Below are 22209 nucleotides of genomic sequence, written 5' to 3' on the forward strand. Positions count from 1 at the left end.
TAACATCATGACACCCAGTCGAACCTACATGTAAAATTCGACTGGGTGAAGTTTATATATTGAAGATAAATGGATTAGATGAAAGATTTTATTTTAAATTCACTTCTACAGTTGCACTTTGTGGACTTTGAACATAGTGGTTTGCACGATCAGAATGTAATCTCTTACTTAAATCTACAGTATCAGTTCTACCCGCATGTTTGACTTTGATTTCACCAGCATTAATTCCATCAGTATATAATTGCTTATTCTTAATCAATGTTTCACGAACACGGAAATCTAACTCTTTTAAAGTTAATACAGGTTTATTACCAGAATAGAATTGGTATACACCAATTGTCTGTCCATTTTTATTTAATTTAAGACTTAAAGTATAGTGTTTATTTGCCGCTGTAGCTGCTGGTGTGATACCACCTGTAAAATAGTCTTCATACGACCATAAAAATTGATGCGTTGGTCGATCTTGTAATCCAAATACATCAACATACTGATTTCTTAGATTGTTAATGTTCCCCCAGCTTTCGGGTCCCCATACTTTAATGTTACCTGTCCAACCATATTTGAAGTCTACATAAATGTTGCCTTTGTCAGGACCATCTTCCTTTTGATGTAACCATTTATTCGAGAAAACTTGTACTTCTTGTGTATAGTATTTAGTTAATTCATTAATGTCAGTGACATCTTGACCAATACTATATGCTTTAGCTTCAGATGAAAAGTTGATTGCATCATCTGATAATTGTGTGGCAGCAGCACCCATGAGTAATAAACTTGTTGATAAAACTAATTTTTTTGTGAGGTTTTTTTTCATGTTGTCAATCTCCTTTTTCTAATGTAACCAAAGTATATAATAAAATTAAAAGTTATTGAATTAATAGTATTTTAACTATATATTAAAAGAGGATTAAACGAAGAGGGGAAAATATGAAATGCTTTTTCATTTTATAATGAGATAATAAATGTAAGTGAGTGCGTATGTTGTTTAGCCAAAAAAGGGGTTAGGTGCCTAATAATCTTTTTGAATGTGACATGTCACTTAAGAATGAATGAAAAGTATAGAACCCAAAAAGGACTTTACTATTCAAAAATAATGAATAGCAAAGCCCTTGAAGGTTGAGATGATTATAAACATGTATGAATATACAATGTCAATCGTGCATCTCAAATGCGTTGGGAATTAGATTTATTTCTTTTTGTTAAATAAACCTAAAATGAATTCTACTACCTTTTTAATTAAATCAAAGATAAACATGTGGATTCACCTCCTACATCTTGATTTGTTTTTAGTATAAAGGATTTAAATAAAAATGATTAAAAAATTCCTCAAGTTGTTTAATTACAATCGCAACTGTTTCTTTGATAAAAGACCCAAACAGTTGCGAATGCAAAAGTGTATGTAGAATGTGAAATATGCTAAAAACGATAAAATAAGGAAGATTACGATTTATCGATAAATCGCATGGTGGCGTATTTGTCAAAAGGATTTTAAAAATAAAAGTTCAGATTTTAAGATAAACAGGGCTAGGACATAATGCCTAACCCCGTTCAAATCTGTCGTATTTATTTAGGATTAATTTCATAAATGTAGCGTTGAGGCGAAGTAGAGCCAAGTGGTTGGAATTCTAATTCTATTTTTTTAGCATCTCCGTTAATTGCAAAACCTTGAGAACCACTTATTTCTCTACCAGGTGATAAAGAATCAAATAACTGATCTTTAATAGGATAGGCGTTTGCTTGCTTTCCGTCTACATATAGCTTTGTATTGACACCTACTGGTATTTCTGTATCTGAATTATTTTTAACTGTAATATCAATCTTTAACACTTTTTCGGCTTCCACATCAGCAAATTTGTTCCTTTCATCTGTGTATTTTGCACTATCTAAAGTAAAGGCGATGCCATCAATTTCTGACGTTTCCCCAACTTTCTTTTTATTATCCTCTGCTTTTCCAGATTTTTTTGTCTTCGATTGATCTTGTTTGTTATTCTTTGATGTACTTTGTTGTGTATCATCTTTATTAACTTGGTTGATATAAATAGCCGTACAAGATGAGAAGATAATGACTAAGATAATAAAAGCACCTAAACAGCCCGCACAGCCCCATAACCAACGTTTTTTATTTTTTGAAGCTTCTTCTTTTTTATATGCTTCAAATTGTTGTTGTTGCTTTGCTAATAACTCTTCATGACTGAGCGTGTTCTTTTCCGACATTTGGATGTCCCCCTTTAAATCCATATTATATTAAACGCATAGAGCGGTTTAATTAAATCATTGCTAATCACTTTAAATGGTTCGAACGCATCGCTAATGTTGCAGTATGCTAGGAAGCGAGCCCGCTTTATTAGTAATCATTTAAACATTGTTGTACAAATCCTAAAATCAACTTTAAAAAATAGGCAACCTCAAATTTTTTGAGATGCCATTGTTATATGCATCGATTAAGTCTTGAAAAAACATTGTTTAATGGGCGTTTAGAGTAGCGTATGCATTCCATCTGTTTGTTCATTCTCTCAATTTAAAATTGGCTGTCGTAATAGAAGGGATTTGACTATCATTTTGCATTCGGCACATGTCTTATTTTTGCGTCATACGCCTCTATGTCATGACTATCATGATGAGATGTGAGGGTCCTTGATGTTTCATATCAATATCAATTACTTTTTCTATCATTGAGCACACGTACGGCTCGCTCAAAGTATTGAATGAATGTTGGTGGCGTGGCTATTATCATTTGTCGATAGCGGTTTAAAAATTTACAGCAAATCTATGATTGAGTCGATCATCGAGTTTATTGAATCCTCAATGTCTGATTTGTACATATCGAGATCAATATATCTCGAAAGTTTGATGTGTGTTTCGCGCTAGGTTGTTATTTACAAGCCTAATTATATTAGGGATTTCTCTTTTTTGCAATATTTTTTGAATTTTTAATCATTTGAGAAATTTCATAAATGATTAAAATGAGTAGATAAGATAAATATAGAAAATCAAATTAAATCAAGTACGCAATCTTAATGGCACTATCAAGAAGTTCACTGAGATTTATAAAATCCGTTGACTATTAAAAATTGGAGAATGGTAAGTAAGTTTTTATGTGTTAATTAAGTGGCAAAATGTTTGTGCTTAGTTATTATACAGTTAAGCATGATATAACTACACTTAGGAAATTTTATGGTTTTTAAGTCTACTTTTTGTAATATTAAAACATAAAGGAGGCTATGTTTTTGAAAAATAAATTTATTAAATCGATGGTAATATTATTATGCATTAGTATTGTGATTTGTAGTTTCACTTCAAGTATAACTGTCGCAAAAGAAAATGGAAACATTCTGACAAATAAGGATGTAGAAAAAATCAAATTAAATGAAGTAACTAACCTTAACAATGTTCTCAAAAGTCTTAAATTAAGCAAACAGAATATAATTGATAATAACTACAAAATAAAACGTGAAAAAGTAGGATTCATTAATGCTAAAGATAAAGATGGAAAATATTATAATTTTTATTTAGAAGGTAATGATATAAAATATTATAGCGTATAGTATGTTAAGAAAATCAAAAATGCTATGTTTGTTTTATACGACGTAAATAAAAATTTTATTTTGAGTTCAGAAGTGAGTCAAAAAGGTGAAATTGTAGAAGAAAAATCTATTGATGACAAATCCACTTATTATAGAAGTGCCAACGTAAATAAAGCTGCGCCTAGATGGGCGTGTGTCTTTTCAAGTTATACTGCTTGTGTCGGAGTAGCATTAGGGGCGGGTGCAGCTGGCTCTTTAGTTTCTGGTCCTTTCGGTGCTGCTGCAGGATTCACTGGAGGGTTTGCATGCAGGTATGTTTTTCAAACAGCTGTTGAAAAATATGGAGGTAAAGATGCAGCTTGTAAAATTACAACCAAGTAGAGGTGTTTAAAATGAATAATCTAGAAGAAGCATTAAAGTCGCTAGGATGGCTAGATTTAATATTTATAATCCCTATGTTTTTATTGTTTTCATATTTGCCTGATGATAACTTCTTTTATATATTAATTAATTTAATAATTGTAATATTCTTTGGTATTGGTTTGTCACTTTCATCACATTGGTTAGTATCTTGTTTTACTAAAAAGAAATAGTATTATTTTGTCATCGAATAATAAAAAACCCCGCTTGCAATAGGTGTGGGTGTTTTAAGTGATTACAAAATGAGGGGCGTTTTTCTATGTTTTTATAATTTCGGGGACGTTTCGGGGACGTTTAGTACAAAATACGACATTCAACCAAAGTTAACGAAATACAACAAAATACCGTCATATCAACGTTTTAAGTTACGTGATACAACGGTATAAAAACGAAATATAGCCAATTAGCGTCCTGGGAGGGATACTTGAAACTCTATAACGACGGGTTTTATGGGCTTTTAGGTCCCTACTGGGTCCCTAAAAATTACATTGCGCTAATTATCCGTATTGCTTTTTCATCCTCTTCTTTATATGTTTCTTCAAGCAAATGCGAATAAACTTCAGTTGTAATAGAAATGTTTTTGTGTCCTAACCTTTTAGAAATGTAATATATGGAAACGCCTTTTGCCAGTAAATATGAACAGTGGGTATGACGTAGTGCATGTGAAGTGATTTCTTTGATACCTAAATTATTACAATAAGCTTTTAAACGCTTATTAACTGCATTATTTGTTAACTCGCCAAAAATAGTACCGTCTAACGTTCTAGGTAATTGATCAACAGATTTGATAATATGTTTCATATCTTTTTGACTAATAGACACATAACGCGGTGAAGAATCAGTTTTATGTTCATCAATGTATATTTCACTCTTAATTTGATTAATATATTCGCGTTTTAAATTCAAAACTCGACTTATACGACAACCAGTACATATCATTATAAACAGTACTAGTGATGACGCGTTATCTTTAGTCATTAAATGCCTTTTTAATATTTCGTAATCTTTTAGATTGATAAACTTACTATCTTCACTTTTGTTAGGGTTACTAGCCCGATAACTCACTTTAAAGGTTGGATTTTTTGTTATGAGACCTTCATATACAGCATCATCTAACGATGTTCTAATGTAGCCATTTAACTTTCTAATAGATTCTTTAGAATGAGTTTTTGAAAACTCATTAATAAAGTCTTGATAGTGATACCGAGATAGATCTTTTAACTTTTTCTTTCCGACAGGGTGCTTGGAAATGTGTTCTATTGCAGCGGAATAAGATTTATATGTTTTAGGTTTCACAGTGGATTTTTTAAATGTTTCGCACCATGTTTTGAAATACTCATACAACGTCAAATTAGGTTCGTATTCAATGCCTTGCCTTAACTCATTTAACTTGTCTAATCCTGCTGAATTAGCATCGCGCTTAGTCCTAAACCCTTTCTTACGATACCGTTTACCCTCGTATTTAAATTCATATTGCCATTTTTTTCCGTCGTAACATCGCGTCTTCATTCTATCCCTCCTCAAAAAAAGTAAAAAAAATAATAAGGGTACGGCGAGGTACCCAGTGAATAATTCTTGAAATAATAATCAATGTAATTTATAATATGCTTAAGATAACTCGAGAAGGATTAGCTCTGGGTCCCCGAATGGGGGTAGGCGAAAGCTGAGAATTCCTATGACCCTGGGGTTATCTTTTTTTATTTGCCTTTTTTATATTATTTATTACATTTGGGTCATGTTTTATTTCTTTAACTATGAAATCGACAATCTGTTGAGAATACCTAGTGACATTTGCGAAATGATAAGAATATTTATCGTCATTTTTCAAGTTGTAGAATTTTATAATTAAACTCAAAGTATAGTTGTTAAATTCATTTTTTCCATCTTTTTTATCAAAGTAGTTAAATGCTAAATTTTTGGCTTTTAACTGTTTGTTAATACCGTGAATTACATTGTTAAAACTCAATGTGTATTTATCGTTAGGGTCTTTTAACTCTTTTAAAATTTTAGCGTTATTCTCCGAATCGCTTGAAACATTTACGGAAAAATCAGCATTTTTTGGATTTTTAGTAATAATTATTGTGTTTTGCAAAGGAATTACTAAAGAATTAGAATTAGTTTTTTCTTGTGTAGCTGCTAAATCATTTTTTTGAGTTATCAATTTTTCTGCAATAACTGGGGAATACTTTCCTCGTATTTCATCGTTGTTTAATATATCCATATTTACAGTTAAACTCAAAAAGTTTTGAGGTATTTTTCGTGTTATATCTATATTATGGAATTTTTGTAGTTGCTCTGAAAAATTTAAAATATTAGCTTGAAAAAAGGGGGCATAAACTGTCTCATAGTCTTCTGTAACCAAATGAGTACTTATATTCCTTAAATCTATAATCTTTTCCAGATTAATTCTTAAAGGTTGATTCTTATCAGTGTAAATAATTTTGATTACATCAGATAAATTTAAAGTTCTGTTTGGGTTGTCTGAATAATATATAGATTTCCCCTCTTTTAATAATTTAGCTTTTAACATCAATTCCCAAGCATTACATATAAAGAATGAAAAACCTTCAATCCTATATTTAATTGTAGGTTTATTATACAGTTCTAATCCCATAATAAATGCTTCTTGACATTTTTTTAATAATCGTTTTTGTAAATTTTCTCTTTCCATCCCTCAACCTCCAATTTAATAGGGTAGGCGTGCTAGCCCTTTAAAAATCATTTGTTCGCTATAACTTTTAACAATTCAATGATTTCTTCGTTCTGTTTTATAATTTTGTCATTTTGAGCTATTTGTATAAAATTTTGTTTTTGATGGGTCATATAATAATTATATGTAGCTTGTTTTTCCATATCAAAAGTCAATTTTCCAAAAGCGTGATAAAAATTGTCAAAGTTTGCTAATATCTGCTGCTTTTGAAAGACTTCTATTGTAGTGTTTGAAGGATTGTAAATACCTTGAGTAGCAAAGAATTTAGTTATTCTCTCTTTTTGAGATTCTTTGCTCTCTTTAATTTTAAGTTGCTTGGTTTTTACTTGTTCTTCTTTAAGTCTTTTTTCTTCTTTTAAAAGATCAATTGGATTATCGTTTAGCCATTCCCAAACAACATTATCTTTTTGTTCACGTGTTAAAGATTTGTACACCTGCTTTTCTTCTGTTGTTAATGTTCCTTTATACTTAGTTTCATTCCAACTTATTTTAGTTTGTTCTTTAAAATTTCTAGTCATTATGTATCACTCCTTGTTTTTATATAAAGCGCCTCGAGGGCGCCTTGTTAATAAAATTTCATGCTTGAAACAACTTTACCAACGACTTTAATTTCATCGTCATTTGTATAAACTTGTGGTAAATGGTCGCTATTGTTAGATTCAGGTAATAAAATAATTTTATCTTCGTTGTATCTAATTCGTTTTACAGTTGCGTTATATCCATTGACGTTTACTACGCCAATTTGACCATTTTCTACCACAGAATCTTTTTCTACTACTACAACATCGCCTTCACGAAATTCTTTGTCCATTGAATCGCCAAAAACTTTTAATCCGAACAACTCTTTGCCACCTTTAGTCATTTGAGAAGGTATGTATGTATATTCGATTATATTTTCTTCTGTGTAGATAGGTAATCCAGCACTTATTTTTGCTACAACTGGAATTGCTGTGACAGGTAATGTGTCGATTTGAGGTTTGGTTTTATCCTCGACTAAATCTGATTTATTCACATTAAAGTAATTTGCTAATAGCTCGATTTTATCTATTCTTGGGTAAGTTTTTGCATTAATCCAATCGGATAAAGTTGTATATTTCACTTTCAAATCTGTTGATAATTGCTTTCTGTCAACGTTATTTTCCTTCATCAAACGTCGAATATTTTTAGACATTACTTCTTTATTACCTAACATGTTTACCACTCCTTTCATCTAATAGCTTAATCTTATTATACGGCTTTTCCGTAAATCATACAACAAAAAAATAAAAAATACGGTTTAAGTGTTGGAATTACGATTTAACCGTAATATACTTTAGTCAGTTCTTAAGAAATGAGGTGGAAAAATGGGCGTAAAAGTAGAAAGAGAACCGTATACACTGAAGATGTTACGTGCTAAATATGATTTGACCCAGTCAGAAGCAGGTAAAAACGCTGAATCTAACAAACCTATTTATAAAGTAGTAAACAGAATATTATTTACATCGTCAAGAATTGAAGTTGTTAAAGCAAATCATTTTGTTCACTATATTTCTGATTCTCAAAACAAAACAAACAAACCAAATAAAATTGTGATTAAGAATGCTAACACAGGACTATCTACAATTGATGTTTATAAATATAGAAATGATTTAGATATTAATGAATTACCTCATTTTTTTGTTGATCGTTTGAATGTTTGGGCGTGCAGGCCAATTGAAGAAGCTGTTAATAACTATAGTAATGCAGTAGTTTTGTCTATCACTGAAACAATGCTGTTAGTGATAATTATAAGATGAATGAAATTGAATGCTTGTCGTTAGCTGAATCAATATTGAAAGCTAACAATAAAAAAATGAGTGTCTATAATATAATCATCGACAAAGGCGCTTGGAGAACGTTCAAACTGCACACTGGTAAAGATTCTTTAAAGTCTAGTAGTTTTGCTTCTAAAGAGTATCAAAAGGCTGTCAACGAGCTAATTAAGCTATTTAACGATAAAGATAATATACTCAACAGCAAACCTAAGGATATTATCGAAAAAGTGCGTATAAGAACAGTTGTTAAAGAAAATACAAAATTCGTTCCAAGTGCATTAAAGCCTAGTAGCGATATTAAGGATAATCAAGATAGTAAGATTGACAGAATTATTAGCAACTACACTTTAAAAGAAGCGTTAAATATTCAATTTAGTTTAAGTACTAAACCACAAACGAATAATGGTGTTAGTTGGTATAATGCAACTTTATCGCAAACTAAATCAGCTATGGACACTAACAAAATCTTTAACAACAACGTACAAGTTTATCAGTTTTTGAAGCTGAATCAATATCAAGGAATTTCAGTTGATAAGTTAAACAAGTTGCTTGTAGGTAAAGGGACTTTACAGAATCAAGGTCAAGCGTTTGCTGATGGTTGTAAAAAGTACGGCGTTAATGAAATCTATCTGATTGCACACGCATTTTTAGAAAGTGCTAATGGTACATCATTTTTTGCGAGTGGTAAAACTGGTGTATATAACTATTTCGGCATAGGTGCTTTTGACAACAATCCAAATAACGCAATGGGATTCGCACGCAGTCATGGATGGACATCACCTACTAAAGCGATTATTGGTGGTGCCGAATTTGTTGGGAAAGGGTATTTCGATGTAGGTCAAAATACTTTGTATCGTATGCGTTGGAACCCGAAAAAACCAGGCACACATCAATATGCGACGGATATTGGATGGGCGAGCGTGCAGGCGCAAATGATTAGTTCGATGTATAAAAACATAGGATTAAAAGGTGAATATTTTATATATGACCAATACAAAAAATAAAATTATGGGGGCATTTGGAATGATTAACTGGAAAATTAGAATAAAACAAAAAACATTTTGGGTGGCGATTTTGTCAGCCATTTTTTTATTCGCACAAAACATTGCTAAAATCTTTGGATATGATATTGAGGTTTACACAACACAATTAACTGACACATTAAACGGTGTATTAGGGTTTTTAGTGTTAGTTGGTGTGATTCAAGACCCGACTACATCTGGTATTGGCGATAGTGATCAAGCGCTTAATTACGAAGAGCCTAGACAAAAATATTGAGAGGTGAATGACATGAAAACATATAGCGAGGCAATAAGTCGTTTACGTTGGTACGAAGGGAGATACATTGATTTTGACGGCTACTGGGCATACCAGTGCATGGACTTAGCTGTTGATTACATTTATTGGTTGTTAGGCATTCGAATGTGGGGGAACGCTAAAGATGCGATTAACAACGACTTTAAAAACATGGCTACAATTTATGAAAATACACCTTTATTCGTGCCGCAAGTGGGTGATGTGGCGGTGTTTAGGAATGGTATTTATAAGCAGTACGGTCACATTGGTATTGTTTATAATAGTGGTAACACAAACCAGTTCTTAATTTTAGAGCAAAATTTTGATGGCAATGCCAATACCCCCGCAAAATTAAGATGGGACAATTACTATGGATGTACGCATTTTATCCGTCCTCATTATAAAAACGAGAACACTGCTTCTAAAATAGCTAATAAGATTAATCCGCCATCACACAAGGCTGCAGGTAATGGAGCTAGTAAGATTGTCAGTGGCAGTAGAGCGCCTTATAACCTCAAATGGTCAAAAGGTGCTTATTTTAATGCGAAAGTGGACGGCTTAGGCGCTACATCAGCGACACGATATGGTGATAACCGTGCAAATTATCGTTTTGACGTCGGACAAGCTGAATACGTACCAGGTACTTTAATTTATGTTTTTGAAATCATTGATGGTTGGTGTCGCATCTATTGGAATAATCATAATGAATGGATTTGGCACGAAAGATTGATTGTAAAAGAAGTATTCTGATTACAAAAATAAAGTATGATATACTATGTATATCCACGACATGAAAGGGCGGTCATTGCGACTGCCCTGTTTTTTGTATGATAATAACGATTTTAGCATAATTACACAACATAACACATACAGCTATGGTTTCCATCTTTAATATTAATAAATCAATTGAAATAAAACAATATTATGTTATACTACAAATTAGAAAGTTGAAAAAGGAATAATTTTATAAAAAGGAGATTTTAATATGAAGAAGTATTCTAAAAAAACATCTTTATTATTATTGTCTAGTTTGTTATTTGTTACTCCTATTGCATTTTCATCTGGTTCTGTTATTGCTAACGCTGAAGAAAAAGCGGATAACTCTCAATTAAAAACTAAATATTTGAGCAATCAAGATTTGTTTGACGAGCTTGAGAAGCAAGGTTATAAATTAGAAGATATATTCACAAAAGAAGAAATAAAAAAGTATAAAGCTGAAGACAAATTAAGAGCAGGTAAAACTCAATATATTGTAACTGGGGAAGATTCAGCGACATTGTATCTTTCATCTGCATACACTAAAACGATAGCTGCATTAGGTGCTGCTGGAATTAGTGTGATTGCTGCGTTAACTGGTGGTATACCTGGGGCTGCAGCTGGAGGTTTCTTTGGTAGTATAGCAGCATCTAATGTTGATACTAGTAAAGGGATTTATATAAAATTCAAATCTAAAAAGAATTCGGATGGTGTGTATGTTTTAACACCAATAAAATGGGGTTATCAGTAAGGGTGATTTTATGGATAGGTTTAAATTTTCTTTAAAAGTTGGTATTTTATCACTACTACTATTCTGTACTTTGAATTATTTAGTTCCTATGCCTGACGATTTTATCATGATAATTATTTATTCCATTGTCTATGTTGCTTTGCTCATGTTTTTAATTTATATATTTTTACCGTTAAAAACTACAAAGCAAAGAAAGAATAAACTTTAAGAGATTGCTATTTTTTAAACGAATCTCTTCCAGACTTGACAGTTCTTATTATAAAGTTATTATATAACGAAATATTCAACCACCCATGCTAGTTAACGGGTGGTTATTTCTATTTTCTGATTAATTTGTTATAGCCCCAATTTTAATGATTGCCTATTTTTACAGTTAATAACGCAACTTAAATATAAATTAAAGGATTTGAGTTACCTTTATTGATGTTATATAATGAATGTGTGTAGTAGCAATCAACGTCTTTCCCCGATGTTGATTGCGTTTTTTAATATTTTCTATTTTTATTGTGTTAAATGTATTGTATAATTACATTACTACACATAGAAAGAGGTTAAGGGGAACGGTGAAAAATGAAATTTCTAATATCATAGAAAATGGATTATTAAACATTTATTGTGGTGAAAAGAAAAGTACAAATAAAGACAAGTATTATTTACTAAGGGGCTGGGACACAGACCTTCAGTTCCATTAAGAAAAAGCCGTCAAAATTCATTTTTTTAGAATTTGATGGCTTTTTTCTTATTAGCGAACGAAAACTAGCACTAATTTTGGCCAGTTTTCGTATATTTACTGCCATGAGTGCGATGCCAAGTTCACATTCAACTTTTGATTGAGTGCGAACCGATAATCTTTGGAAACCCAAATTAGCCTTCAGATTTCCAAAAGTTGATTCAACATCTATCTTTCTCTTTTGATAAATGTGTTTTTTCTTTGGATCTGAAAGCTGCTTATTTGTGAAAGCTTTAAAATAGTCCCAAGTTAGATTTTTAAATAAGCTTTTATTTGTGTTGGGGTGAGTACTTTGTTTCATACATTGACTTCGTAATGGACAGGCCACACACTCTTCACATGCATATAATTTAAAATCTCTTTGAATACCGTATCCGTCTCTTCTCTTTCTGTAACTTTGAAAATGTAATGTCTTCTTATTCGGACATATGTAATAATCTTCTATCTCGTTGTATTCCCAGTTAGCAGTAATAAATGGATTGTTTTTATATTTACGCTGCTTCTCTTTGAGATACATACTATAAGTGATCAAAGGTGTTTTCTCAAATTTATCTAGTATCATGGTATAGTTGTATTCACTTCCGTAACCTGCATCTGCCACGATATACTCCGGAATGTCACCATATAATTCTTTCATTTCATTCAAAAACGGCTCCAGTGTTCTCGTATCTCCTGGTTTATTATACACGCCGTAGGCTAGTATAAATTGATTATTTGTTGCTATTTGTAAGTTATAACCTGGTTTTAATTGTCCATTTTTCATGTGGTCATCTTTCATTCTCATAAATGTCGCATCATGATCAGTCTTAGAATAACTTTTTCTGTCGCCATAAATTTCCATTTGTTTGTCATATTTTAATTTACGGTCTTTAAAATCTTGGACGGCTTTCTTACTTTGTCTCACCTTACTTCTTTCTTTTCTAAGGCTTTTTCTTGTTTTTACATCTTGAGTCGTTTCAATTTCAGACGTGAGCGCATCATCTTTAAAACCTAAATGCGTCTCTATTTGATTCAGTTCTTCACTTGTTAATTCATGCCCAGATTCACGCTTGATTTCAGGAATAATCTCTTCAGAAACGAGTTGCTCATATAATGCCGTAGATTTTTCAATGACAGACTGACTAAAACGCTTCGTATTAGCTAGCTAGCCATTGGAATGTGTACTTATTCGCATTTGCTTCTATTTTTGTGCCATCAATATAAATGACATCCTCTGTAATGAGTTTATCTTCTAATAATTGTGCTCTTAAACCGACAAATAAAATATGTAGAAATTTCATCATATGGGGGTTCACTCTAAAACGATTGATTGTTCTATAAGTTGGCGTTTGGCCTTGCGCAAGCCACATCATTCGGCAACTATCTTTTAAAAGGTGCTCGATTCTTCGGCCTGAAAAAACAGAATGGGTATAACCATACAGTATGCTTTTTAACATCATTTTGGGGTGGTATGATGAAGGACCTCTTTGGCTATAATATGGATTAAAAGCTTCTTGGGGAATAGATTCTACCAGCTTGTTGATAATGAATACGACATCATTTTCTGGAAAAGACATCTCAGTTTCTATTGGAAGTGTAAGTTGAAACATGTTATAATTTTTGTACATATAAAGCCCCCCTGTCTATTATTTTTGTGGTTATTAATAATTATACGGGAAGTGCTTTATTTTTTTAAGTCATATCTAAAAAGAGCTCTGATTAAATGTTTTTTGACATCTAATCAGAGCTTTTTTAACAAACTAGGGGGGATTATGTCCCACCCCCTACTTTTTTGCTAATAAGAAATTTATAATCAAATTGGTCAATATACCCTAAACAGAAGTCAAAAGAGTAGTGCCAATAATGTAATTGAAATAAATTATTAGTTAAGAGAGCATGCTGCTGCGAATGCAGTACCACAAACCACTTCACACCCTGCGCCTGCTATTGGGTTTACAATTGCCCACACTCCGCAATAATGAGCACATGCATAAAGTCCCCCCATACTACATGCAAATGCTTTACCGTTCCATTTAAATCCTACTGCTTGAGGTGCATTTTGATTATCTTCTTGCGCTATATAGTTTTTATTTACAATCAATTTGCCTTCTTTATTTTCAGTTTGTTTTCTTTTTTCAGCTACAAATTTTGTTATTTTATTATGATAGCTGTCATAAATTAACTCAGAAACAATAATCTCTTTTGTTTTTGTATTTTTATAGACTGTGCTGACTATAAAGCCGTACTCTTTTTTACCGTCTTGATTTTTAATTATGTATTTTAATTTTGAATTTTCATCATTTAATTTAAATTCTGTAAATCCGTCTTTTTTGATTTTCTTTTCTAATTGAATAATGTCATTGTTTTTAGATGTTAATTTTTCAAGATCTTCTTTTTCTTTTTCACTCATTTTTGTTATTTCTACATTCTCATTTTTGAGCTTTTCTTTTTGGGTCTCTAAAAGTGTTGGTTGCCCTTTTGCGTATAGGGTATTTGAATTTAAGGCGATAAGCAATAGTAGTAATCCTATAAATGATATTATTTTTAAAAATTTCATTTGATTCTTCCAAATTAATAATGTATTTTTATTTTATACTTAGATTTTAATTGTAATCGCTTTCTAAAGTCAACAATTATTTTTATTTTTTATTAAGGAGAGATTTTATGAAGGATGCAAAAGAGAATATAGACAAGTATGTTAGAAGTTTACCTTTATTAGGTTTAATTATTAGTATTATTTTGATTGTTTTATTTTTCTTTATTTGGAAAGTTGAAGGTAATTTTGTTGTAATTTTCATATATTGCTTATTACCTGTTGTTGTGAATACATCTGTGTATGGAGTGTACTTACTTTTTAGAAGTAAGTAGTTTTTTAATAATTAAAACTTTTCCTTTAACAACTTTACTCACCACACCCTAACCGGTGTGGTATTTTTTTATGGAAACACCCCGCCTGCAATAGGTGGGGTGTAATAACAGGGACTCGGGTCCCTAATGGGTCCCTAAAAATTCGTTTTATATGGTATGTTATTGATAGGCAAAATAAAAAGAACCCCGTCGTTACAGGATTCTTAATATTAAAAAGTGCTTAAATTTCATTAATTAGCGTCCTGGGAGGGATTCGAACCCCCGACCGATGGCTTAGAAGGCCATTGCTCTATCCAGCTGAGCTACCAGGACATTTTTAACACAAGATTAATTATAGCGAATGAAACTTGATAAATCAACATAACCTTAAGAAAAAAACTATACATTTAACACCTAATACAAAATTTTACAATAATTAAAAAGGTTTAATTGTTATCAAAATAAGCGTAAGGTGTGAGGATAGATGTATACGATGGTGATCGAACTGTGTCACGTCGTACGGGTTTGACTTTGCGTTTTAATTTCAAAGGGTGCGTTTGTTTTCTTTCAATAGATTAAAGGTATATAATAATAGAAATCATATGAATGAAAGGGAGTAGGATAATGACTGAGTTATATCCATATATCGCATTTGATAACACGAAAGAAGCATTAGAATATTATGAAGCCGTTTTTGGTGCGACACATATTAAACGTTTACCAGTAGCAAAAGATCAAGCTAACCATTTTGGTATTCCACAAGAAAAGGCGACTGATGCGACAATGCATGCAGAATTTACCATTGCACAAAAACAATTGTTTGCATCGGATGCATTTGGGAAACAAGCGAATATTACCGATGGGATTTCATTGATGTTAGATTATGATGTGAATGTAGCAGAAGATGCGCGTGAAGTTGAAGGATTATATGATCGTATAAAAGATGATGACAGCATTACCATCGAAATGCCTTTAGAAGAGCAGTTTTGGGGTGGTAAAATGGGTGTGTTCAAAGATCGCTATGGCATTCGTTGGATGATACATGGTCAAGATTTAAATGCAAATTAATCATAAAAAGTAAAAAAGCACTGAGAGCGAGTCAGAAATCGTTTCACTAAAATGGGATCTCTGATTGCGCTCAGTGCTTTTATAAATATAAATGACTTTTAGCGTAATGATACGTTTCTCTTGTACGGTTTTGAAGTAAACCTAGAAGTGTCAGAACGCCGATTTTTCCGACGATCATTGTTACAATAATGAGCAGTTTAGCAAAGGTGTTATACTCAGTTGAGATTCCTGTTGAAAGACCGACAGTACCAAATGCTGAAATGACTTCAAAAGCAATCTCTTCAATTCTTAAATTGGGCTGAGCCACTGAGAACCAGAAAATGATAAAAATAACAAACATCATCGCGGATAAGGTAATGGCTACTGCTTTTTGTGTTTGTCTCGGATCAATAGACCGTCGAAATACCTGAGTATAGCGATGGCCGTTCAAAGAGGTGATCACAAACAGAATCACAAGTGTAAATGTTGTTACTTTAATCCCACCTGCAGCACTGATTGGCCCAGCACCGATAAACATTAACACCATAGTTAGCATTAACGTGCCTGGTGCGAGATGTGAAAAGTCTATCGTATTAAATCCGGCCGTTCGTGTACTCACAGATTGGAAAAAGGATGCTAATAATTGTTGTGATAAAGACATGCCTTTTAATGCATGGTGATATTCTAAAATTAAAAAACCTAGCGTTCCTACAACAATTAAAATAAAAGTCACAAATAACGTCACTTTGGTATGGACGTGAAGCCGTTTTAATTGGCGTGTTGTCATTAAATCAAATAGAACAATATAGCCTATTCCACCGACAATGATCAGAATAGCAACCATTAAATTGACTATTGGATCGTGTGCATAAGAAACGAGATTATCGCTAAATAATGAGAAGCCGGCATTGTTTAATGCTGAAATAGATGTGAATAAACTAATGAAAAGACCATAGGACCAACCGTAAGTCGGCACGAAAACCGTTGCTAATACCATTGCACCTAGGGCTTCGAATGAGATCGTGAAAATAAAAATAAATTTCGCAAAATCAACGACATTTAATGTTTCATCAATATTCAGTTCTAACTTAAAAAGCTGATTGTTTTGAAATGTAATCTTTTTTTGTGAAACCATCAGTGCCAACAAAGAAACGGCGACGATTCCCATGCCTCCAATTTGGATGAGTAACATGATAACGGTTTCGCCTACAATATTAAATTGCTGTGTAATATCAACTGTGGAAAGGCCTGTTACTGTAAACGCACTCGTCGCAACGTACATTGCATCTATAAAGGAAATAGGATGACGTCCAGTCCAAGGTAAGTAGAGTAGTAGGCTCCCCACTAAGGTTGTGCTTAAAAATAAAATCAAGTATAACATAATAGGTTGTCGTTTGCTGTACATCTTCTACCCCTCGGTTCGTTCATTTTTATGTAATCATAGCATGTTATTTTGGAAAAACAAAGAACGAAAATAGATTGTGTCTTCCTCAAACCCAATCCATTCTATATGAATAACGCAGATGATTTTGGTTGTACTGCCATAGGAGATTGAAGGCTAAAGAGGATTTCGAGTCCATTGACGTATAAAAATCTCATAGGTGAAGGTCAAAACGGTTGTTGATTAACCAATTATCTTTTAAGGGTGCGCATTCTAATTGACCAGGTGACGCATCCAATATAAAAAAGGAAGTACCCGTGATGTGGGGATACTTCCTTTTTGAATACGCCAGTTAAAAAGGATGCGTATTATTTTACGAACATGTTAACTAAACCTGCGATTAATTTAACGATACCTAGAATAATGCTTACCCATGTCATAGTGATGACCTCCTCATGTTTAACTTATACATTTATTTTAATCGATATCTTTAGTTTTATGAGAAATAGGTCGTAAGTCATTAATTTGTCTACCTAATTGTTTGTGTTGTCTGCGATACGAAACAGTTAGGCATGAGATATGCGCCCAACTGTTTAGGCTCAAAGGCATTAACTGTTTAACTATTTGATATTTTATTATTTTTGATTAAATAGAATATATTGTCATTATATAAACAAAGTTATTTGGTAAATACAGTTAGGCAACAAAAGTGTCTATTATTTTAACGAATAGAACAATTGAGCACTATTTTTAGCGATGTGAGAAAAATTGACGGAATGTTATTGGGGGTGCGTTATATTATAGTTAGCAAAGCAAACAAATTGGGTGCTTTGCTCATCAAATATTTCTTAACGGAGGGTGTATACGATGTCAGATTTAATTAATGCCATTAAAGATACTGTTCAAGCAGGTATCTCACATGATTGGGTAACAATGGGAACAGGTATTGCAGATATCGTTGCTAAAGGCGTCGATGCCATTTCTGGTTTCTTTGGTTAATTTGTATAACAACTCCTGACAATTTATGCAAAACTTTCCTAAAAACAGCATATTAAATCGATTAGGCGCACCTTGTTAAAAGGGATGCTTAATCGTCTAGTGATGATACGTTCATATTAAAGTGTGGCATCCACATGACATGGACGTATCATCTTTTTATACGTTATTACGATTTGGTATGTTGAGAGGATGATCAAAATCATGACAGTGATGTGTGATTTTGATAAACTTGGGGAAGTTAATATTTCATAAAAGGAGTGGCATCGATGCGATACAAAGCAATTTTATTTGATTTTGACGATACACTTGTGGATTTTCACGATGCAGAAGTGTATGCGTACGGGCACTTAATGAAGACATACCGTGTTCCTAAACATTTGCACGATTACAACCGGTTTAAAACAATAAATCAAAATCATTGGGAAGCGTTTCAACGGGGTGAAATTTCTAAAAGCGAAGTATTAAGTCACCGCTTTATTGAGACGTTTGATACATATGGGATGACTGTGGATGGTGCAGAAGCGGATGTCATCTTTCGCGATGGTTTAGCGACGGCGCCGATAAAGTGGTTAGAGGGAATGGAATGGTTGCTTGAAAAACTATACACGCGCTACGCTTTAGCGATTGTGACAAATGGGGTTACAGATACACAAGAACGTCGCATTGCACGAACAAATCTGGAGGAAATCATGGATTATATTTTCATTTCAGATAAAGTGGGGGTGCAGAAGCCGCACGTCGGTTTCTTTAACAGTGTATTTGAAATGTTTCCACAGTATCAGAAGGAAGACTTTTTAATTGTCGGTGATTCATTGACTTCAGATATTCAAGGTGGATTGAATGCGGGGATTGATACGTGTTGGTTGAATCATCGCCAATTGAGTAACCAGACGGGGATTCAACCGACGTACACAATCGAAAGTACAAAAGCATTGGCCGAGCTTTTACTATAAAGACGTTCGGTGAGGACACGTTTTCATAAAAATACACCCTGGAAGTTGGTAATTTGTTCAACTTTTGGGGTGTATCACATTTAGTGGGTTTTGTTTATTTGATTTAAGACGAATCAACTTCACGACGCTCAATAAGTAATGGCATTTTCAATCCACCCATGTGAGCCACTTTTGTAAATGTTGAATATCATCAACATCACAGTTGGCCGTGAGCGTCACGAGCGTAGGATGACCTGATTCGAATTTGTCTATGCTTGAGGTTCCCAAATGAGGATATCGTGGCCATCGTCGTTTTTAACCTCTAAATCAGTAAAGCCATTTTTGATAAAGAATGCTTTTGACTCATTTCTTGCAATTGCTTTGATAGGCAATTGATACGACTTTGCATATGCAATGAGTGCAGACCCGTAACCTTTGTTTTGATACTTTTTGAGTACTTCTAATTTCCATACAACTAAATAATCTTCAAAATTTGGAAAAAATGTTTCTTCAACTTCACCTTTTCGATAAAGTGCCATACGTGCACCAATTTTTTCGCCCACATAAATGCCGAAAAAAGGTGATTCTGAACTTGCATCAATCATCTCCCCATGTAACTCATTGACCATATACAAGTCCTTGTTACCAAAATTTTGACGAAAGTCTTCGAAAAGTTCCTCAGTTTTGTAGTTGATATCGAGGTGTACAACTTTAGTCATGTGATTACCCCCTTTGTGTTTATTGATTTAATTATAGCCTATTTATTTTGAATTTTGAAGCAAGCCGTTAAATTGTCATTGGCCTCCGTAACCATTATACTGTTATGGAATACTGTTTAAGGAGAAATCAGCATGGATTGTTTAAATATGAGCGTCAATGAGTCGGATTCATTTATCGCAGGCTTAATACAACAAGAACAACGAATCTTACAATTTTTTGATTATGACCCGACTTTAGATGAAAGTTATCAACGTCGTATGCAACAGCCAAGTAATGGGAGAGAACGACAATTAGCTCAAGTCATTCGTCAATATATGGCGGATTTGGATTTAACAGTAGCACAAGAAAAGGCGTTACATGCATTAGAGCATGGGGCAAAGGTCGTCATCGGAGGTCAGCAAGCCGGATTATTTACGGGACCACTCTATACTTTTCATAAAATTGTGTCGATTATTGTTAAAGCACGTGAACTTGAAGCGACTTATCAAACAGAGGTTGTTCCAGTTTTTTGGATTGCAGGAGAGGACCATGATTTTGGTGAAGTAGATCATACGTATGTGATGCATCAACAATCGGGGCGTTTAGAAAAAGTAAAATATCATACAATGCACCCACCAGAATCCAATATCACACGCTATCAGCCCAATAAAGAGGCATTAAAGCAGGCATTGACGGATTACTTTGCTGTTTTACCTGAAACGACACATACTAAAACGCTGTACAACACAATTCTAAAATTCATAGAACAATCTGATCATTGGACTTCGTTGTTTAAGAAAATAGTTCAGGCGTGCTTCAAATCATCAGGACTATTGTTGATTGACGCACAATTCGAAGCGTTACGTGAAATGGAAATCCCGTTGCTACAACAACTTATCGACAAACACGAACAGATTGATCAAGCCTTTAGAACACAACAACAACGCATAGTTGATGCTGAACTGGCACCGATGATTCATACGGATTCTAATGTTCATTTATTTATGCATTACGATGGCCAACGTCAATTGTTGAAGTATGAAAATGGCGTATATCACTTAAGCAAATCAGAGATGACATTTCATCGTGAGACATTGTTAGATCTCGTGCAGCAATCACCAGACTTATTTTCAAACAATGTAGTGACCCGGCCGATTGCTGAAGAATGGCTTTTTAACACGGTCGCTTTTATCGGTGGACCGAGTGAAATTAAGTATTGGGCTGAGTTGCAAGGCGTTTTTCATACAATGGAGATTGAAATGCCAATCGTATTACCTCGCATGCGAATGACTTATCTCACACCGAAAGTTGAAAAGTTATTAAAGACATATCAACTCGATGCGTCTGAGCTCATCATTAATGGAACAGAAGCAGCACGTGAACAATTCATTCGTGCACAGGCATCTGATGCAGTGTTGGAAGATATTCGGCAGATGCGTCAACAACAACAAGACTTTTATGAAAAATTATGCGTACAAATGGGTGATTCAGAACCTCAACGTAAACTTTTGAAAAAGAATCATCAAATTCAAATGAAACAAAATGAATATTTGGAGACGCGTTATTTGAAAAATATTGAACGCGAAAATGAAATCAGTATGCGCCATTTTCAGATTTTATCCCAAACGCTCCATCCAATGGGCGGGTTACAAGAGCGTATATGGAATCCGCTCCAATTACTCAATGAATTTGGGATGGAGATGTATACGTCCTCCACTTTCCCTCCACTTCGTTACACTTTTCAACAAAGCATCATTAAAACGTGATAATATCAGTGCTTAGAGCGTAATTCTTATTATAAGAATTACGCTTTTTTTATGTCTAAATTGATAAATATGGGAGATTTTTACAGAATTAGTGGAGGATAGTGGAGAGATGTGGTAAATTATATTTAAGGTGAGGTGATAAAAAATGTTCATGGGTGAATATGAGAATAAGCTTGACGCAAAAGGACGTATGATTATTCCGTCAAAATTTCGCTATGACTTAAATGAACGTTTTATTATCACACGAGGCCTTGATAAATGTTTATTTGGTTACACACTGGATGAATGGCAAACCATTGAGGAAAAGATGAAAACCTTACCAATGACTAAACGAGACGCAAGAAAGTTTATGCGTATGTTTTTCTCAGGGGCTATTGAAGTGGAAATCGATAAGCAAGGAAGAATTAATATTCCAGCAAAATTAAGAGAGTATGCACATCTCGATAAAGATTGTACAGTGATTGGCGTATCTAATCGTATTGAAATTTGGGATCGTCAAACATGGAATGACTTTTATGATGAGTCAGAAGAAAGCTTTGAAGAGATTGCAGAAGATTTAATTGACTTTGATTTTTAAACGGA

At 33.3% G+C, this 22209-nt stretch carries 21 protein-coding genes, 1 tRNA gene and 3 pseudogenes; 14 read left to right on the forward strand and 11 right to left on the reverse strand.

Going from position 1 to position 22209, the window contains the following annotated elements:
- Positions 1–88: 88 nt before the first annotated feature.
- The gene (locus tag B5P37_RS09810; RefSeq protein ID WP_085238045.1) at positions 89–811 is read right to left on the reverse strand and encodes an exotoxin beta-grasp domain-containing protein; all 723 of its coding nucleotides are present in this window, start codon (positions 809–811) and stop codon (positions 89–91) included.
- Positions 812–1560: 749 nt separating this feature from the next.
- Positions 1561–2211, reverse strand: a complete 651-nt coding sequence (locus tag B5P37_RS09815) for a DUF4352 domain-containing protein (RefSeq protein WP_085238046.1) — start codon at positions 2209–2211, stop codon at positions 1561–1563.
- Positions 2212–3224: 1013 nt separating this feature from the next.
- On the opposite strand from B5P37_RS09815, the gene B5P37_RS12195 reads away from it, so the two are divergent.
- From B5P37_RS12195 to B5P37_RS12205, 3 genes are read left to right on the forward strand one after another with little or no spacing between them, the layout of a single operon-like run.
- Positions 3225–3542 carry a hypothetical protein gene (locus B5P37_RS12195; protein WP_240622415.1) on the forward strand — a complete coding sequence of 106 codons (318 nt, stop codon included), beginning with the start codon at positions 3225–3227 and terminating at the stop codon, positions 3540–3542.
- A 24-nt stretch (positions 3543–3566) separates the two neighbouring features.
- A complete protein-coding gene (locus B5P37_RS12200; RefSeq protein ID WP_244898610.1) occupies positions 3567–3902 on the forward strand; it encodes a hypothetical protein in 336 nt (111 codons plus the stop codon).
- Between the two features lie 11 nt (positions 3903–3913).
- Positions 3914–4114 (forward strand): DUF6007 family protein, encoded by a 201-nt coding sequence (locus B5P37_RS12205; protein WP_085238047.1) that lies wholly within the window; start codon positions 3914–3916, stop codon positions 4112–4114.
- Positions 4115–4424: 310 nt separating this feature from the next.
- On the opposite strand, the gene B5P37_RS09830 is transcribed toward B5P37_RS12205, so the two are convergent.
- From B5P37_RS09830 to B5P37_RS09845, 4 genes are all read right to left on the reverse strand, one after another.
- Complete coding sequence (locus B5P37_RS09830) at positions 4425–5450, reverse strand: tyrosine-type recombinase/integrase (protein WP_085238048.1); 1026 nt, start codon at positions 5448–5450, stop codon at positions 4425–4427.
- Positions 5451–5628: 178 nt separating this feature from the next.
- Complete coding sequence (locus tag B5P37_RS09835; protein ID WP_085238049.1) at positions 5629–6612, reverse strand: DUF3644 domain-containing protein; 984 nt, start codon at positions 6610–6612, stop codon at positions 5629–5631.
- 47 nt (positions 6613–6659) lie between these two features.
- Positions 6660–7169, reverse strand: a complete 510-nt coding sequence (locus B5P37_RS12210) for a hypothetical protein (protein ID WP_240622413.1) — start codon at positions 7167–7169, stop codon at positions 6660–6662.
- A gap of 47 nt (positions 7170–7216) precedes the next feature.
- Positions 7217–7843, reverse strand: coding sequence for a LexA family transcriptional regulator (locus tag B5P37_RS09845; protein WP_085238050.1), 627 nt, complete (start codon positions 7841–7843; stop codon positions 7217–7219).
- A 151-nt stretch (positions 7844–7994) separates the two neighbouring features.
- On the opposite strand from B5P37_RS09845, the pseudogene B5P37_RS11840 reads away from it, so the two are divergent.
- The 5 genes and pseudogenes from B5P37_RS11840 to B5P37_RS09865 all read left to right on the forward strand — a co-directional run.
- Positions 7995–8078: pseudogene (locus B5P37_RS11840) on the forward strand (XRE family transcriptional regulator); the annotation flags it as partial.
- 779 nt (positions 8079–8857) lie between these two features.
- Positions 8858–9448: pseudogene (locus B5P37_RS09850) on the forward strand (N-acetylglucosaminidase); the annotation flags it as partial.
- A gap of 19 nt (positions 9449–9467) precedes the next feature.
- On the forward strand, positions 9468–9722 hold the full coding sequence (locus B5P37_RS09855; RefSeq protein ID WP_085238466.1) for a phage holin: 255 nt from the start codon (positions 9468–9470) through the stop codon (positions 9720–9722).
- Between the two features lie 12 nt (positions 9723–9734).
- Positions 9735–10490, forward strand: a complete 756-nt coding sequence (locus B5P37_RS09860; protein ID WP_085238051.1) for a CHAP domain-containing protein — start codon at positions 9735–9737, stop codon at positions 10488–10490.
- 373 nt (positions 10491–10863) lie between these two features.
- A complete protein-coding gene (locus B5P37_RS09865) occupies positions 10864–11247 on the forward strand; it encodes a hypothetical protein (protein WP_085238467.1) in 384 nt (127 codons plus the stop codon).
- 656 nt (positions 11248–11903) lie between these two features.
- Here B5P37_RS09865 and B5P37_RS09875 read toward each other — a convergent pair.
- Positions 11904–13584, reverse strand: a pseudogene (locus B5P37_RS09875) (IS1182 family transposase).
- Between the two features lie 254 nt (positions 13585–13838).
- The gene (locus B5P37_RS09880; RefSeq protein WP_085238053.1) at positions 13839–14513 is read right to left on the reverse strand and encodes a putative immunity/bacteriocin fusion bifunctional protein; all 675 of its coding nucleotides are present in this window, start codon (positions 14511–14513) and stop codon (positions 13839–13841) included.
- 107 nt (positions 14514–14620) lie between these two features.
- Between B5P37_RS09880 and B5P37_RS09885 the strand changes: the two genes are divergently transcribed.
- A complete protein-coding gene (locus B5P37_RS09885; RefSeq protein WP_085238054.1) occupies positions 14621–14824 on the forward strand; it encodes a hypothetical protein in 204 nt (67 codons plus the stop codon).
- Positions 14825–15062: 238 nt separating this feature from the next.
- On the opposite strand, the gene B5P37_RS09890 is transcribed toward B5P37_RS09885, so the two are convergent.
- Positions 15063–15136: transfer RNA gene (locus B5P37_RS09890), tRNA-Arg, on the reverse strand.
- A 291-nt stretch (positions 15137–15427) separates the two neighbouring features.
- On the opposite strand from B5P37_RS09890, the gene B5P37_RS09895 reads away from it, so the two are divergent.
- Positions 15428–15871, forward strand: coding sequence for a VOC family protein (locus B5P37_RS09895; RefSeq protein ID WP_169710804.1), 444 nt, complete (start codon positions 15428–15430; stop codon positions 15869–15871).
- Positions 15872–15950: 79 nt separating this feature from the next.
- Here B5P37_RS09895 and B5P37_RS09900 read toward each other — a convergent pair whose 3' ends face one another.
- On the reverse strand, positions 15951–17231 hold the full coding sequence (locus tag B5P37_RS09900) for a TrkH family potassium uptake protein (RefSeq protein WP_244898611.1): 1281 nt from the start codon (positions 17229–17231) through the stop codon (positions 15951–15953).
- An 867-nt stretch (positions 17232–18098) separates the two neighbouring features.
- Here B5P37_RS09900 and B5P37_RS09905 point away from each other — a divergent pair.
- Both B5P37_RS09905 and B5P37_RS09910 read left to right on the forward strand, forming a co-directional pair.
- On the forward strand, positions 18099–18230 hold the full coding sequence (locus tag B5P37_RS09905) for a beta-class phenol-soluble modulin (protein WP_085238057.1): 132 nt from the start codon (positions 18099–18101) through the stop codon (positions 18228–18230).
- Between the two features lie 266 nt (positions 18231–18496).
- Positions 18497–19183, forward strand: coding sequence for a YjjG family noncanonical pyrimidine nucleotidase (locus tag B5P37_RS09910; protein WP_085238058.1), 687 nt, complete (start codon positions 18497–18499; stop codon positions 19181–19183).
- Between the two features lie 248 nt (positions 19184–19431).
- Here B5P37_RS09910 and B5P37_RS09915 read toward each other — a convergent pair whose 3' ends face one another.
- A complete protein-coding gene (locus B5P37_RS09915; protein WP_085238059.1) occupies positions 19432–19881 on the reverse strand; it encodes an N-acetyltransferase in 450 nt (149 codons plus the stop codon).
- A gap of 132 nt (positions 19882–20013) precedes the next feature.
- Here B5P37_RS09915 and bshC point away from each other — a divergent pair, with 132 nt between their 5' ends.
- The gene (gene bshC, locus B5P37_RS09920) at positions 20014–21627 is read left to right on the forward strand and encodes a bacillithiol biosynthesis cysteine-adding enzyme BshC (RefSeq protein WP_085238060.1); all 1614 of its coding nucleotides are present in this window, start codon (positions 20014–20016) and stop codon (positions 21625–21627) included.
- A gap of 145 nt (positions 21628–21772) precedes the next feature.
- A complete protein-coding gene (mraZ, locus tag B5P37_RS09925; RefSeq protein WP_085238061.1) occupies positions 21773–22204 on the forward strand; it encodes a division/cell wall cluster transcriptional repressor MraZ in 432 nt (143 codons plus the stop codon).
- The last annotated feature ends 5 nt before the right edge of the window (positions 22205–22209 follow it).

Origin of the sequence: Staphylococcus lutrae (assembly GCF_002101335.1) — a bacterium.
Taxonomy (GTDB): Bacteria; Bacillota; Bacilli; order Staphylococcales; family Staphylococcaceae; genus Staphylococcus; species Staphylococcus lutrae.

Bases quoted from the DNA above. Each gene is read 5' to 3' on its own strand.
- B5P37_RS09810 (WP_085238045.1), bottom strand. From the start codon at position 811: ATGAAAAAAAACCTCACAAAAAAATTAGTTTTATCAACAAGTTTATTA.
- B5P37_RS09815 (WP_085238046.1), bottom strand. From the start codon at position 2,211: ATGTCGGAAAAGAACACGCTCAGTCATGAAGAGTTATTAGCAAAGCAA.
- B5P37_RS12200 (WP_244898610.1), top strand. From the start codon at position 3,567: ATGTTTGTTTTATACGACGTAAATAAAAATTTTATTTTGAGTTCAGAA.
- B5P37_RS12205 (WP_085238047.1), top strand. From the start codon at position 3,914: ATGAATAATCTAGAAGAAGCATTAAAGTCGCTAGGATGGCTAGATTTA.
- B5P37_RS09830 (WP_085238048.1), bottom strand. From the start codon at position 5,450: ATGAAGACGCGATGTTACGACGGAAAAAAATGGCAATATGAATTTAAA.
- B5P37_RS09835 (WP_085238049.1), bottom strand. From the start codon at position 6,612: ATGGAAAGAGAAAATTTACAAAAACGATTATTAAAAAAATGTCAAGAA.
- B5P37_RS12210 (WP_240622413.1), bottom strand. From the start codon at position 7,169: ATGACTAGAAATTTTAAAGAACAAACTAAAATAAGTTGGAATGAAACT.
- B5P37_RS09845 (WP_085238050.1), bottom strand. From the start codon at position 7,843: ATGTTAGGTAATAAAGAAGTAATGTCTAAAAATATTCGACGTTTGATG.
- B5P37_RS09855 (WP_085238466.1), top strand. From the start codon at position 9,468: ATGATTAACTGGAAAATTAGAATAAAACAAAAAACATTTTGGGTGGCG.
- B5P37_RS09860 (WP_085238051.1), top strand. From the start codon at position 9,735: ATGAAAACATATAGCGAGGCAATAAGTCGTTTACGTTGGTACGAAGGG.
- B5P37_RS09880 (WP_085238053.1), bottom strand. From the start codon at position 14,513: ATGAAATTTTTAAAAATAATATCATTTATAGGATTACTACTATTGCTT.
- B5P37_RS09885 (WP_085238054.1), top strand. From the start codon at position 14,621: ATGAAGGATGCAAAAGAGAATATAGACAAGTATGTTAGAAGTTTACCT.
- B5P37_RS09895 (WP_169710804.1), top strand. From the start codon at position 15,428: ATGACTGAGTTATATCCATATATCGCATTTGATAACACGAAAGAAGCA.
- B5P37_RS09900 (WP_244898611.1), bottom strand. From the start codon at position 17,231: ATGTTATACTTGATTTTATTTTTAAGCACAACCTTAGTGGGGAGCCTA.
- B5P37_RS09905 (WP_085238057.1), top strand. From the start codon at position 18,099: ATGTCAGATTTAATTAATGCCATTAAAGATACTGTTCAAGCAGGTATC.
- B5P37_RS09910 (WP_085238058.1), top strand. From the start codon at position 18,497: ATGCGATACAAAGCAATTTTATTTGATTTTGACGATACACTTGTGGAT.
- B5P37_RS09915 (WP_085238059.1), bottom strand. From the start codon at position 19,881: ATGACTAAAGTTGTACACCTCGATATCAACTACAAAACTGAGGAACTT.
- bshC (WP_085238060.1), top strand. From the start codon at position 20,014: ATGGATTGTTTAAATATGAGCGTCAATGAGTCGGATTCATTTATCGCA.
- mraZ (WP_085238061.1), top strand. From the start codon at position 21,773: ATGTTCATGGGTGAATATGAGAATAAGCTTGACGCAAAAGGACGTATG.